This window comes from Priestia koreensis, from assembly GCF_001274935.1.
GTDB lineage: Bacteria > Bacillota > Bacilli > Bacillales > Bacillaceae_H > Bacillus_AG > Bacillus_AG koreensis.
The window spans coordinates 729,925-742,988 of record NZ_LILC01000002.1; the positions used below are offsets into that span (position 1 = coordinate 729,925).

18 protein-coding genes are annotated in these 13,064 nt (G+C 39.4%); 13 read left to right on the plus strand and 5 right to left on the minus strand.

Annotation, left to right across the window (positions count from 1 at the left end; genetic code table 11):
* Nucleotides 1–5 precede the first annotated feature (5 nt).
* Nucleotides 6–950 carry a manganese-dependent inorganic pyrophosphatase gene (locus AMD01_RS03490; RefSeq protein WP_053399983.1) on the minus strand — a complete coding sequence of 315 codons (945 nt, stop codon included), beginning with the start codon at nucleotides 948–950 and terminating at the stop codon, nucleotides 6–8.
* A 278-nt stretch (nucleotides 951–1,228) separates the two neighbouring features.
* Here AMD01_RS03490 and AMD01_RS03495 point away from each other — a divergent pair, with 278 nt between their 5' ends.
* Entirely contained in the window at nucleotides 1,229–1,471 is a 243-nt protein-coding gene (locus AMD01_RS03495) for a hypothetical protein (RefSeq protein WP_053399984.1), read from the plus strand.
* Nucleotides 1,472–1,480: 9 nt separating this feature from the next.
* Here AMD01_RS03495 and AMD01_RS03500 read toward each other — a convergent pair whose 3' ends face one another.
* Nucleotides 1,481–2,320 (minus strand): aminotransferase class IV, encoded by an 840-nt coding sequence (locus AMD01_RS03500; RefSeq protein WP_053399985.1) that lies wholly within the window; start codon nucleotides 2,318–2,320, stop codon nucleotides 1,481–1,483.
* 161 nt (nucleotides 2,321–2,481) lie between these two features.
* Nucleotides 2,482–3,516 carry an acyltransferase family protein gene (locus tag AMD01_RS03505; protein ID WP_053399986.1) on the minus strand — a complete coding sequence of 345 codons (1,035 nt, stop codon included), beginning with the start codon at nucleotides 3,514–3,516 and terminating at the stop codon, nucleotides 2,482–2,484.
* 606 nt (nucleotides 3,517–4,122) lie between these two features.
* Here AMD01_RS03505 and AMD01_RS03510 point away from each other — a divergent pair.
* On the plus strand, nucleotides 4,123–4,359 hold the full coding sequence (locus tag AMD01_RS03510) for a YozE family protein (protein WP_053399987.1): 237 nt from the start codon (nucleotides 4,123–4,125) through the stop codon (nucleotides 4,357–4,359).
* A gap of 203 nt (nucleotides 4,360–4,562) precedes the next feature.
* Entirely contained in the window at nucleotides 4,563–5,243 is a 681-nt protein-coding gene (locus AMD01_RS03515) for a hypothetical protein (protein ID WP_053399988.1), read from the plus strand.
* On the opposite strand, the gene AMD01_RS03520 is transcribed toward AMD01_RS03515, so the two are convergent.
* Nucleotides 5,238–5,420, minus strand: coding sequence for a hypothetical protein (locus tag AMD01_RS03520; RefSeq protein WP_053399989.1), 183 nt, complete (start codon nucleotides 5,418–5,420; stop codon nucleotides 5,238–5,240). The two genes, AMD01_RS03515 and AMD01_RS03520, sit on opposite strands and share 6 nt — an antisense overlap.
* A gap of 153 nt (nucleotides 5,421–5,573) precedes the next feature.
* On the opposite strand from AMD01_RS03520, the gene AMD01_RS23340 reads away from it, so the two are divergent.
* Nucleotides 5,574–5,741: a YozD family protein gene (locus AMD01_RS23340; protein ID WP_083446401.1), complete on the plus strand. Its 168-nt coding sequence runs from the start codon at nucleotides 5,574–5,576 to the stop codon at nucleotides 5,739–5,741.
* Nucleotides 5,742–5,785: 44 nt separating this feature from the next.
* Here AMD01_RS23340 and AMD01_RS03525 read toward each other — a convergent pair whose 3' ends face one another.
* On the minus strand, nucleotides 5,786–6,838 hold the full coding sequence (locus AMD01_RS03525; protein WP_053399990.1) for a DUF2515 family protein: 1,053 nt from the start codon (nucleotides 6,836–6,838) through the stop codon (nucleotides 5,786–5,788).
* 116 nt (nucleotides 6,839–6,954) lie between these two features.
* On the opposite strand from AMD01_RS03525, the gene AMD01_RS23345 reads away from it, so the two are divergent.
* The 9 genes from AMD01_RS23345 to AMD01_RS03560 all read left to right on the plus strand — a co-directional run bounded on the left by AMD01_RS23345 (nucleotide 6,955) and on the right by AMD01_RS03560 (nucleotide 13,051).
* Entirely contained in the window at nucleotides 6,955–7,161 is a 207-nt protein-coding gene (locus AMD01_RS23345) for a hypothetical protein (protein WP_083446402.1), read from the plus strand.
* A 5-nt stretch (nucleotides 7,162–7,166) separates the two neighbouring features.
* A complete protein-coding gene (locus tag AMD01_RS03530) occupies nucleotides 7,167–7,970 on the plus strand; it encodes a serine/threonine protein kinase (RefSeq protein WP_053399991.1) in 804 nt (267 codons plus the stop codon).
* Nucleotides 7,971–7,981: 11 nt separating this feature from the next.
* On the plus strand, nucleotides 7,982–8,752 hold the full coding sequence (locus tag AMD01_RS03535; RefSeq protein WP_053399992.1) for a sporulation protein: 771 nt from the start codon (nucleotides 7,982–7,984) through the stop codon (nucleotides 8,750–8,752).
* 57 nt (nucleotides 8,753–8,809) lie between these two features.
* The gene (locus AMD01_RS24870) at nucleotides 8,810–8,944 is read left to right on the plus strand and encodes a hypothetical protein (RefSeq protein ID WP_277933955.1); all 135 of its coding nucleotides are present in this window, start codon (nucleotides 8,810–8,812) and stop codon (nucleotides 8,942–8,944) included.
* A 103-nt stretch (nucleotides 8,945–9,047) separates the two neighbouring features.
* Entirely contained in the window at nucleotides 9,048–9,635 is a 588-nt protein-coding gene (locus AMD01_RS03540; protein ID WP_169775926.1) for a phosphatase PAP2 family protein, read from the plus strand.
* 58 nt (nucleotides 9,636–9,693) lie between these two features.
* Nucleotides 9,694–10,194, plus strand: a complete 501-nt coding sequence (locus AMD01_RS03545; RefSeq protein WP_053399994.1) for a hypothetical protein — start codon at nucleotides 9,694–9,696, stop codon at nucleotides 10,192–10,194.
* 110 nt (nucleotides 10,195–10,304) lie between these two features.
* Entirely contained in the window at nucleotides 10,305–10,874 is a 570-nt protein-coding gene (locus tag AMD01_RS03550; protein WP_053399995.1) for a hypothetical protein, read from the plus strand.
* A 193-nt stretch (nucleotides 10,875–11,067) separates the two neighbouring features.
* Nucleotides 11,068–12,549, plus strand: a complete 1,482-nt coding sequence (locus tag AMD01_RS03555; protein ID WP_053399996.1) for an aldehyde dehydrogenase family protein — start codon at nucleotides 11,068–11,070, stop codon at nucleotides 12,547–12,549.
* 178 nt (nucleotides 12,550–12,727) lie between these two features.
* Complete coding sequence (locus tag AMD01_RS03560) at nucleotides 12,728–13,051, plus strand: YodL domain-containing protein (RefSeq protein ID WP_053399997.1); 324 nt, start codon at nucleotides 12,728–12,730, stop codon at nucleotides 13,049–13,051.
* Nucleotides 13,052–13,064: the final 13 nt, after the last annotated feature.

Sequence of the window (13,064 nt, forward strand, 5' to 3'; positions counted from 1 at the left end):
TTTGATTATGCTTGTTTTGGAGTTGCATTTAATGTCTCTGTTAAAACAGGAACGACTTGTTTTTTACGAGAAACAACGCCTTTTAACAAAGCAGTGTTGTTGCTTAGTTCAACGTTGTATGCGCGTTCTACAGCCGCAACTTCGCGTCCTAATGCAAGGGCAACAGAATCATTTTCAAGAATGTCCGTTACAACTAAAAGGAATAAGTCTAATTCACTTTCAACAATAACACCTAAAATAGACGCTTCTAATTCTTCTTGACGAGCCAACACATCATTTGTATCAACCGCATTTACTTGTGCGATTACGACTTTGTGGCCACCCATTTCGAATTCTTTTGCATCAAGAGAAATTAGCTGTGCAACTGTTTTGTCGCTTAAGTCTGCGCCAGCTTTTAGCATTTCAAGACCATACTCATCTGCGTTTACCCCTGCAATTTCGGCAAGCTCGCGCGCAGCAGCAATGTCTTGATCTGTGCAAGTTGGAGATTTGAATAGTAGAGAGTCAGAAATAATTGCTGATAGCATTAACCCAGCCATTTCTTTTGTGATCTCTACGTTATGTTCTTTGTACATTTTGTTTAGGATTGTTGCTGTGCAGCCTACAGGCTCAGCGCGGTAGTACAAAGGATCACTTGTTTCAAAATTTGCGATACGATGATGATCAATTACTTCTAAAATACGAACTTGATCAATGTCTGTTGCGCTTTGCTGAAACTCGTTGTGATCGACTAAGATAACGTTACTTACTTCGTTTGCTACTGTTTCGACAAAACGTGGTGCCTCTACTTTAAAATAGTCGAGTGCGAATTGTGTTTCACCGTTTACCTCACCTAAACGTACCGGTTCTACATCAAAGCCTAGCTTGCTTTTTAAGTCAGCATATACAAGTGCAGAGCAAATTGTATCTGTGTCAGGGTTTTTGTGTCCAAAAATAAATGCTTTTTCCATTTTGACTCTCCTTACATGTGTAATGAAAATTTTATTGTGCTTGCTCTCTCTAACGCGAGAACGTCACATCTAGGGTCTATTCTAACACAACTCTTACGCTTTTTTCCTCTCTCCTATTTAAAAAAGTACAAAACCAATAAAAGATATAAAAATAGGGGGTGAATAGCTGCTCCCTATAACTTTGTTTAAGAAGGTGAGGTGGGAAATATAGGTTAAGTTTCATAAATCCGCGTAAGAAGGAGTGATGAGGGAATACAACAAGTAAGGAGGGAGAGAACATGTTCAGCTTCACCATACTTGTTGCAGGAATCGTGATCTTTTTCTTGATTATTATCCGTGTATTATGGCGTCGTGAGTGGGCAATGTTATCGTTTGTGATCGTGCTATTTCTCCTCTTCATCGTTTTAAATCACGTTTTTCGTCCATTGCTTTTGCTACCGCTTGCTTTTATCTACAGTAAACGGATGACAGAAAAATCCATTAAGCTAAGAGACGAAAAAAATCTCCCCAGTCAAGACTAGGGAGAAGAATTAAAAACTAATTTTCTTTGCATACAGCTTTTTATACGCGCTGTGCAAAGAAGCGGTAATAGGGCGCTCGCGTGGCAAGCTTGTTTCGTTTATGCGAGATATGGGCATCAGTTCAACGGAAGTACTTGTAAAGAATGCTTCATCTGCATCTAGGAAAAAGTCCATGTTCATATCTTTTTCTTGAAAAGAAACATTCACTCGATTAGCACACTCTAACACAGCCGCTCTTGTAATACCGTGCAAAATACGATTAGTTGCTGGTGTTGTATACAGCGTTCCGTGCTTGACAACAAAAACGTTGCTGCTTGATCCTTCGGTAATGAACCCGTCTTTCACTAATATCGCTTCTTCAAACCCTTGTGATACAGCTCGTTGCTTAGCAAGTAAGTTTGGGAGAAGGTTAAGCGATTTTATGTAGCAATTTTTCCACCTCTCATCTTCAAGTGTAAGAACCGCAACACCGTTTCGTTTCTCGCTAGGAATGACTTTCGCTGGACGAATCGTCATTGAGAATTGAGAAGGAACGTGTGGGAATAAGTGATTTCGCGGTGCTATTCCCCTAGTGAACTGCATATAAATTTCTGCTTCTAACAAACCTGTTCGTTGTAATCCATCTTCTACGATCGCTGTGATTTCCTCTTTTGAAAGAGAAGGTGTTAGTAAAATTTCCTTACTGCTTCGTTCGAGTCGCTCTAAATGTTCAGTTAGTAAAAAGGGACGACCATCGTAGACACGGATAAACTCATACACACCGTCTCCAAACTGATGTCCTCGTTCTTCAATAGGAATTACTTTTTCATCGATTGAGATAAATTGACCGTCGTAATAGGCTAATTCCACTGTAATCACTCCTTTTTACTATCTTAATCAGTGATAAAAGTGATGTAAAGCTAAAAAGAAAGTATTTTCTGAATTTTATAGACTTTTTTCGTTAATATAGGTATAATGTCCTTAACTAGAAAAGACGCCTCTGCTATGAGAAGCGTCTTTCTTAACTAATATTATGAGACTCGACGTTTTTTAAATGATAAGCGACTCCAATTACGTGTGACGATGAATTTAAACGTAAGTTTAAAGACAGTTATCACGGCATCAACAATACGACTTCCGAGTACCATCGTAATAAGAATGGACAACAAGGTTAGCATGACGAAATCTCCAGATGTATGAAGATTTTGCGCGTACTTCGTCGTAAAGAACCACTTAATCACAAATCCGTGCAACAGGTACACGTATAAAGAACGTTGCCCAATGCCTGTAAACAAGAATCGTTGCGTTGGAATGAGAGCCATAAATGCGAAAGATACAATGATGGAAATCGTATAGTGAAGTACTCGCATCATAAATTCTCCAGGCTCATTGTAGATGTTTGTTCCGTACAGCATATCCGTATATGACGTGTCGTTTAAGAAGTAATAGCTTCCTGTGAGTGCGACTACTAGCACAACGGCTGAAACGAGACGACTTTTCCACGTTAGCAACTTTCCTAAAAAGTTCTGATGTTGCGACAAGTAATAACCCAATAGGAAGAAAGGGAAAAACACAAGCATACGGCTAAGACTTAAAATTTTGTCCATTCCGTTCGCATCAACAAACCCTACTAATAAACCAAGACCAATTGATACCGGCATGCTGATCCACATGGAGAAGCGAGCAAACAGTGGAAGCATGAGCTTCCAAAAAATTAAACTCAGTAGGAACCACATCGCCCAGCGCGGCACGAGATATTGAAGCGTAAAGCTTTGGTCATCATAGATGAAATTGTAGTAAAACGTATAAACCGTTTGGAAAATGAGGTAAGGTACAACGACCTTAGTGAAAATCTTTTTGTAGTATCCTTTCTTTTTGAAATTTTTGGAAAAATATCCTGCCAGTAAAATGAAAACCGGCATGTGAAAAATAAAGATAAAGTGATAAATCGACAGAACGCCGTCTGAGTCCGTTCGATACGGAGAAATGGTGTGTCCAAAGACGACTAGAAAAATTAATATGAATTTTGCGTTGTCAAAATAAGCTGATCTACTCATAGTATTCATTTTTTACCTCAAAAGATAAAAATATAAACCTCCTCTTCAGAAGTTAATGTCACTTCGCTTAATCTCTATCATGTATCATACCCAACCAATATGTCAGGACTATGTCAGATTAATAAAAATTTGTTATGTGTCGAGCTCCCTTTATTAACTACGTGTTCAGCTCTTTTCGTGATTAAAACATGAATGAATTTTTTTTGCAACCGAGCCTATTACAGAGAAAGTGGACAAGTAATACAGATGTAACACTACAAAGGACCATAGTCTCTCTAAAAGAGAATGAGAATGCTTTTTTATAGTGTATCCCTAAGCCTGTCGACCCATTAGATTATAAATTGATTTCAGTTTGTTATTTTGAAGAAAACAGTTGTATAAGCGTATGTTTTAACGGGGAGCAGTGCAACCATCCAAATTAACGAAGGTATGTGGGGATATAAGGAAACACACCGATTTTGCTGGCGATCGGTGTGTTTTTTAGGGAGAAAATATCCATATGATCGAGCTAATTTAAATGCCGAGAAGGTTAGAACGAGCACTGGGCGTGTACGTTGCTTCTATTCTGTGATAAGGTATAGAAAAATATACAATAAGGTACGAGGAGGATAAGAAGTGAAGTCCTTTTATCACTATTTAATGAAATACCGAGCGAATAAAAAGAACGATGCTCTTGGCGAGTTTGCGCGAGCTGCTTATGACGATCATAGCTTTCCAAAGGCGGAAACAGATTATAATGAGATCAGTTCCTATTTAGAGATGAACGGTCATTATCTACCGAGCATGAGCGTGTTCGATGAGGCGTGGGAGCTATATCAAAGTGAAGAAGCCGTTCCGTACCTTCAAAATTAATGCCCATTTTTACTAGACATTTAAAGAGGTTCTTTCCCTGAAAATAGTGCTATCACTACGTTATAGGGAAAGAACCTCTTTTTGTTTTTTCAGTACCGCTTGGTGGGACATTCTTAATTTCAAGATGTTGGTTTCCCCCTTTTCCTTGAGCTGCATATACTATCGTAATTAAGAAGTCGTTACTGCATAGCAAAGGGGGTGTGATGATGGCTGACACAAATCCAAAATTTCAAATTGGCGACACGGTTGTCATCACCATTTATGGTACCGTTGGAGTCATTACGGATATTAAAATAATGGATGGTTTGTTTGTATATGAAGTCAATGATAGTGAAGGATTGTTTTTAGAAGAAACCATTGAGCTTCTTGACGAATACAATGGCAAAGTACTCATTCAAGAGAAGCTCGAGCTTGAATATCAATTTTTCTTTGGGGATGTTGTGAACGTCGAAAACTATGGTCAAGATTTGTTTAAGGTAATTGGAATTCGCACGGAAATATGGCGATACCAAGAAGATGCTTGGGAAGACGTTATTTACGAGCTTTCGCGTATTAGCGACGGCGAATGGCTCGAAGCAAGTGAAGAGGAACTTCTGCTAATCTCCCCCCATGATCAGTCCGATCAATATTTACAAAGTGTTGACATGCTGTACTTAGGAAAAGAAATCAATAAAACGGAGTTGCTACCAGCGATGAAAAAATCAAACGACTATGAAAAAGAGCACAAACGTATATTGAAAGAACGAAGCGAGATCATCGACGGCCTGCTTGATGTCTATAACGATTATTTTTTGTTGCACCAAATGTTTGAAGACGATGAATATGTAGAGGTAATGGATTTAGTGATGAAGCATTTATCCAAAATCTCAAAAGAGCGCTCATAGCTGTAAGAACTGCCATAAAACATAAAAAATATAAGGAACTGCTAGAACATAGAGCATTGTATTTAGCATGGTTTCAAACCATTCATCGACTGTCTTGCTATGTAGAATTTTCGAAATAGAAGATAATGCGAAGTGGTTTTCTTTTTTATGCTTTAGTACGGTCGTTACTTGTCTCATTAGTAGTTCCTCCTTTAAGAAACGGGTTTAATACATTCATATGAGACGGGCATGCTTTAGTAGAACTAGAAAATGGGACAAGCTAAAACTTTTTAAATTTTATACATACAAGCTCTTTTTTTATCATACATCTAAGTGTAAAGGGGTGATATTGTGAAAGAAATCGAAGTGGTGATTGATACGGAAGAGATAGCGGAGTTCTTTTACAATCAGCTAATGAAAAGAGGGTATGTTCCATCGGCACAAGAGGTTGAAGAGTTAGCTGACATTGCCTTTGATTATTTGCTAGAAAAATGCATTATTGATGAAGAGGTTGAGTAGTGAGGGTATGGTGAAGAGGAGGATCTTTCTAAGGATCCTCCTTTTTAGTGATGACTTAAAAGCGAAAAGGCCGTCATTTTTTTATAATATTCATCCGTAATGTCAATAGGTTCAGAGGGCGGATAAGGTTCTAACAACGAGAGCATATCCGGTGATGTAAACCAATCGCTTAAGTCATAAAAAGAGTGACGAATATTAGGCCACGCGTGATGTAAAAATGGGCTTTGTACTTTGCGGGAGTGAGGGTGTGGAGAAAAGAATTGTTCACTATAATCACTCCGTGAAGCAGTATGTGGATAATTGGCTATAAACTGACACGCTCCTTTTAAAATAGAAGGGTGAAACAACGAATGATAGAGGTGTTTTCCATACTCAATTCGTTTGGTTAAATCCGAAAAAGAGTCAATCGCTTGACCGACAATGCGAATGTGCTGGTCTTTTTGTAAGGGAAGAAGCACATACGTCATCCGTCCCCATTCTTGAAGCGTAAATTGCCACGTGTTTAACACGTGTTTTTTGACAAATGGAAGGTGCATCAACCTCTGTTCGATGTAGTGTTGCTCGTTAACAATGAGAGAAGTAGTCAGAAGAGAGGCGTTTTTAGTTGATAAAAACTCATTCCACATCATATACATGAACGATGATGCGTGAAAGGCAGGTAGTAAATGAAACAACGATTTTTGCTGTCGCTTCGTTTCTTCATACAGGAGAAGCTGCGGATAAGCATCATAAAAAATGAGCGCGTTGGCTCGCTCAAGGAAATGAAAAAAGGCTTCTTTTTTCTTTGTAGAAAGAAGATGTTTAATCAAGCCTCCTTTTAAATCAGTCATGTGATAACCACCGTTTCGAGATACAATGTGTGCAAGGAGAGACCAATGAATTTCAGGGTGACGAATAAAAAAATGTAAATAAGCATTTGTTCGTGTAAGGTTATTTAGATTTAATGAATCTGTTTGAAGTCGTATTTTACGGATCAATGCTGTTTCGTTTTTTGACAGAATCGCTAATTCACTTGGTGGTTTTTCAAGAAGAAGATTTGCCGTCGCGTGTAAATGCTCCATTTCAACTTTTTCTTCTGTGAACAAATTGTGAAACATTGTGTAAAAACCTCCTTTTCGATGGAGAAATGGGTAGTTAGAGAGGAGAGCTAGTGAAACCTTTTCGATTTCTAGTACGTATACACAGTATAACTTTTATGAAATGAGGGAAGTACGTGATTAAACGTATATTGAAATCTCTTTTAGGCCAAAGCAGTCACCGTCGATACAGCAGCAGTGACTATAAAAAAAGACGTCATTACAGCAGCAGCGATTATAAAAAACGTCGAAACAGTCACCACGGTCATTCTAGCTATGGACATCATCACTACAAGAAAAAACATCGAAGTGGCAGCTTTTTCTCGAGTTTTTTTAGTAGCTGATTCTCATGTCTTGGTTTTATCAACTATATGAATACGTAAAAGATCGTCCTCTTAAAGAGGGGGACGTGATTGATCATCAATATAAAATTCAAACATTGTTAGGGATGGGCAGCTATGGCATTACGTACGTTGCAACAGATCTTGTCACAGATGAATCCGTCGTGTTAAAGCAGCTACGTCCAACAAAGCAAAAGCTAGAACGAGGAAAGCGCTCGTTTCAATATGAGTGCGAACTGCTTGGATTTATTCAGCATCCTCAAATTCCGTCCTTGCATCGCAGTGTCCAAGATAAAAAAGGTAGCTTCCTTATTATGGATTATGTAAAAGGACATACGTTTGAGGATCTTATTTTCCGAGACGATCGTCGTTACTCTGAAAGTGAATCATTGACAATTTTATTAAAAGTGATTGATGTGGTGTCAGATCTTCACGATCAAGGAATTGTGCACCGAGATTTACGCATTCCAAATATCATTGATGTCGGTGGTACGATACATATCATTGATTTTGGGCTTGCAAGATGGAAGCATGACACAGATCCGGATATTCATACCTATGACGTAGAAAAGCGATTGATGCGCTCTGTAACCGTTAAAAGTGATATCTATGCGCTAGGCCATTTTTTGCTTTTCCTTTTGTATTCTTCCTACGAGACAGAAGGGACAGAAGAGAAGAGCTGGGAGCAAGAACTACCACTTTCCGTACCTTTAAAGCAGATTATTCGTCGAATGTTACAAATAGAAGGTGAATATGAATCCATTGGAGACCTTCAGGTTGACGTGCTTCACTATTTACCTATCACAAAGTAGAGGGTGAGAGAATGGCAATATTTAATAAAGTGTTAGCTAGAATGGGGATTGGATCTGCAAGAGTAGATACAAAGCTCTATAAAGATCAGCTTATTGCAGGAGAGAAGATTGAAGGAGTGATCGAAGTATACGGTGGAAACGTCGAGCAGGAGATCGACTCCATTTATTTAAACTTATATACATCGTACATTCGAGAAGTGAATGATTCCAAAGTAAAAGAAAATTATTTGTTAAATAGCTTTAAAATTGCTGATCCCTTTGTGATTCAGTCACAGGAAAAGAAAGAAATCCCGTTCTCATTTGATCTGCCTGCCGATACGCCCGTTACGATGGGAAGAACGAGAGTATGGATCGCAACAGGTCTTGATATAAAAAATGCCGTTGATCCGTCTGATGTGGATCATATGGAGGTTCTTCCGCATCCAATCTTACACGCAACGATTAACGCGATGAGTGACATGGGTTTTCGCTTGCGCCAAGTCGAGTGCGAGGAAGCACCGAGACGTCTCCGTGGGCGTCTACCGTTTCTACAAGAATTTGAGTTTGTCCCAACAAGAGGTGCTTTCCATGGAAAGCTAGATGAACTCGAATTAATGTTTTATTTTCGCGCTCCAGGGAAATTTGATGTATTAATGGAGGTAGACCGTCGTTCAAGAGGAATCAGTGGCTTTTTAGCAGAAGCACTGGAACTAGATGAAACGCTCGTCAGGTTCACAGTGACAGATGAAGATATTCCACAGCTAAAATCACTTCTTGAAAGCGTTGTGGCACGCTATAGCTAAAAACGGATAAAGCTCTCTTCTTCCTCACATATTAAGGAGGAGAAGGGAGGCGAACGTATGTCACATAAACATAGTAACCAAACAGAACAAAAGGCTATCCAACATAAGCAAAAAACACAACCGGAGTTTTCAAATGAATTCGTAGTGAATCAGGCACCGAAAAAAGAGCATTACCCTCAGCCGAAAAAATAATGCTTGTGCGAAAACATGTGGGTGTCTTCATCCACATGTTTTTTTATTCGTAGCGGAAAGGAATGAGAGAATGAAACAGAGAGGAAAAGACGGCGTTTATATAATGGCATCACTCGTCCTGTTTATGTGCTTATTGGCCATTTTCAAACTAGAATGGGTACAAGCGCTAGATCAGTCCATTACAGATGCGATGTTTAATAAACGTGGAGATGAATTTACAGCGCTGTTTGTCTTTATGAGTACGTTGGGATCGTGGAAAGTCACCGGGGTAATAGCAATTATCATATGCCTTTATCTTTTAGTGAAGAAGCAACATCATGCGGCAGCTTTGCTAGCAATCATCTATATTACATCACGTGTATTAAATTGGTTCGTGAAGGAACTCGTTCACCGACCGAGACCAACGGTAGAGCACCTAGTGGCAGCATCTAGCTACAGCTTTCCAAGCGGCCATGCAATGAATTCGATGTCCTTTTTTGGCTTTATTTTGGTTTTAATTCTTTACTACCAGAAAAAAGGCATTGGACGAGCTTTATCGTGCGTTTTACTTGGCGTCATCATTTTTCTCATTGGCTTAAGTCGTATTTATGTCGGGGTTCATTTTTTCACGGACGTATTAGCTGGCTTTTCGCTCGGCTTTACCTTAGTAACCGTATTTAAAATATTGCTGAAGAAAAAACTGTCAAAATAGGATTACAAAGAGGAGATTTAGGATATATAAACAGAGAAGCATCTAAGGAGGAATAGAAATGGTCTCGAATAAAGCAAATGTTTTTAGAACGAGCTTTCTGTCCTGTTTACACCAACATATGGAGCAATCTTCTATTTCTAATATACGTAATTTCTATGAAACAATAAAAACACAGCCGTTTCACTTTCAGATTCGTTCATTGTTTGAACAATTGCCCCTTTTTTATAGCGGGGGACTCACGGAGATCATCAGCTGCATTAGTGAAGCTCTAGCGTGTACAGTTGAACGTTATACGGTTGATCTTATTCAATCAGCCGGTTTTCGTATTTTAGGTAAGCCGTCGTTTTTTTGCGGACCGAGTTATTATGAACTAAACGCAGACGGAGACTTTGAACTTTCTGTTGATCTGTCGGTCACGTGTGAAAATCGAACGGTCGTATTTATCTCCATTAAATGCACGCAGTACGACCTGCTAACAGATTCAGGGGTACATCTTATTTGTGACATGATCGAGCGGCGCGTTTTGAACAAGTTGGGCATCAGGCAGCAAATCTCGTAAGAAGCATTCAAAAGCAAACAAGCTTTTGAATGCTTCTTTTTGCGTGAATACAAAAAAATGAAACTTTTTCCACTCTGTGCCGTATTACATAGAGTAAGGAGGAATTTTAGATGACTCAACCACAGTTACTAAAACTACGAAAATTTCAATTCTTATTCATGAATGCCATTATTGCTGTTTTATTTTTGCTTCTTTTTAGCCTCATCCACATCGGGATTGGCATGAGAAACTTCTTCATACTGATGAGTTTACTCATGATTGCACAAACGATGTTGTTACTTTTTGACAAACGTCCCCTTATTTATCGCCTCTCTAAAAATATGGCAAAGCTTTTAGAGTATGAGAAAGAGAAGCTCGGAAACGAATGGCGGAAACAACAAAAAAGCCAGATTATTGCTAGCGTCATGGTTGCTATTATGTTTATGATGAATGCGAATTTAATGGACAATCGCCAGCTCTTTACAGGTTTTGGAGACGTTTGGGAATACATTTTATTCTTTGTTTTTATGTTAGGTATCGTGAACATTCCGCTGTATTACCACGTTAAAAAAGTGGATCGACAGTCGACGGAAGAACTTCAAGGCTATACGAAAAGCATGTATATCTCGAGTCTAGTAACGGCGATTATCTGCTTTTTTACCGTCGCCCTGATTACAGCGATCATAAGTAATTTTCTATAAATAGAGCTTAAAGCGCTACGTGTTGGCGCTTTTTTTGCATATTTTTTTACATTTTAAAAAAATATGCAAAAAAATGATAGAAATATTTTACTATTCAGATAAAAGACGTTACAATAAGAATCGGAATGAGAAATTGCTACATCATTCTTTGTAAGCGTTAACAAAAAAGATAGGTTAAAAGGAGAGGTTGTAGATGCTAAAAGAATCCAAATCGAACAAGCAGCTAGAGTCCTACTTGAAAGAGCCGAAGAAACTATTTGTAAACGGAGAATTTATTTCGTCCACTAGCGACAAAACGTTCCCAACGTACAACCCCGCAACAGGTGAGACGTTGGCTCATGTGTATGATGCGAACGAACATGATGTAGACAAGGCAGTAAAAGCGGCAAGACACGCGTTTGAAAAAGGCGAATGGTCGAAGATGAGCGCATCAGATCGCAGCCGCTTAATTTATAAACTAGCTGATTTAATTGAGGAGCATAAAGAAGAATTAGCTCAATTAGAAACGCTGGATAACGGAAAACCGTTAGCAGAAACACGCAATGTAGACGTACCGCTAACCGCTGAGCACTTCCGATATTTTGCGGGGTGGGCAACGAAAATTACTGGACAAACGATTCCAGTTAGCGGTCCGTACTTTAACTATACAAGACATGAAGCAGTCGGGGTAGTAGCCCAAATTATTCCGTGGAACTTCCCGTTACTGATGGCTGCTTGGAAGCTTGGAGCAGCGTTAGCAACAGGATGTACGGTTGTACTTAAGCCGGCAGAGCAAACGCCGCTTTCAGCTCTATATCTAGCAAAACTAATTCAAGAAGCTGGCTTCCCAAGCGGAGTAGTGAACGTCCTAACTGGATACGGAGAATCGACAGGACAAGCACTCGTCAAACATCCTGATGTTGATAAAATTGCCTTCACGGGTTCAACGGAAGTCGGAAAGCTCATTATGAACCAGGCAAGCCAGACGTTAAAACGAGTAACGTTAGAGCTTGGCGGTAAATCACCGAATATTATCCTTCCTGATGCGGATTTATCTCGTGCGATCCCTGGAGCGCTAAGTGGAATTATGTTCAATCAGGGTCAAGTATGTAGTGCGGGATCTCGCCTTTTTATTCAGAAAAAGCTGTATGATAACGTTGTAGCAGATCTCGTTACGCACGCGCGCAAAATCAAGCAAGGAAACGGTCTAGAAGACGGAGTGGAAATGGGTCCTCTCGTATCTGAGGAGCAGCAAAAACGCGTTATGAGCTACATTGATAGTGGGAAAGAGCAGGGAGCAGAACTGTTAACGGGAGGAAATAGCCCTTACGACAGAGGATACTTCGTTTCACCTACTATTTTTGCCAACGTAAATGATGATATGAAAATTGCACAAGAAGAAATTTTCGGTCCAGTCGTATCGGCACTACCGTTTGAAGACTTAGATGATTTGGTCGATCGTGCTAACAAAACCGCCTATGGATTAGCGGCAGGTGTATGGACAGAAAACGTGAAAAAAGCTCATTACATCGCCTCTAAGCTAAGAGCAGGTACGGTATGGGTGAACTGTTATAACGTATTTGATGCCGCTTCACCGTTTGGTGGATTTAAGCAATCGGGTATCGGCCGTGAGATGGGAAGTTATGCGTTAGATAATTATACGGAAGTAAAAAGCGTATGGGTGAATATGCGCTAACTTCTAGATGAAGATAGGGAGAGTACCGATTCTTTCGGTGCTCTCTCTTTTTATTTAAAATTTTGAATATTTCGACAAAAATACTGAGAATTAGAGAAAGGATTTTGAAAATCTCACCTTGAATAATATACAGTATAAATATGTTTTATTGATTAAGAGCAAAGGAGAGGTTTAGAAGATGGTGAATACATGGTTGAAAGTAAAAAAAATGATTAAGCGTACGTTTGAATACGATGTGACGATTATGCAAACACCGAGAAAGGGCGAAGAAAAAGGATATCGACAAGTATATCGTTTGACTCTTGCGGCTGGTAATCATGATGAAGCCATGCTCCACATCTTTCGCACATTTAATGTGGCAGACACTCTTCCAAGGGATTTCAAGGCCCGTTTCGTTAGTACAGGGGACGTGCTAATGATTGATGAAGGAACAGGAGGAAAGCATTATTACAAGCTATGGGCTGGAGGATGGCAGCCCGTTAATCGCGCACATATTCGTTAGAAAAACCCTTGGA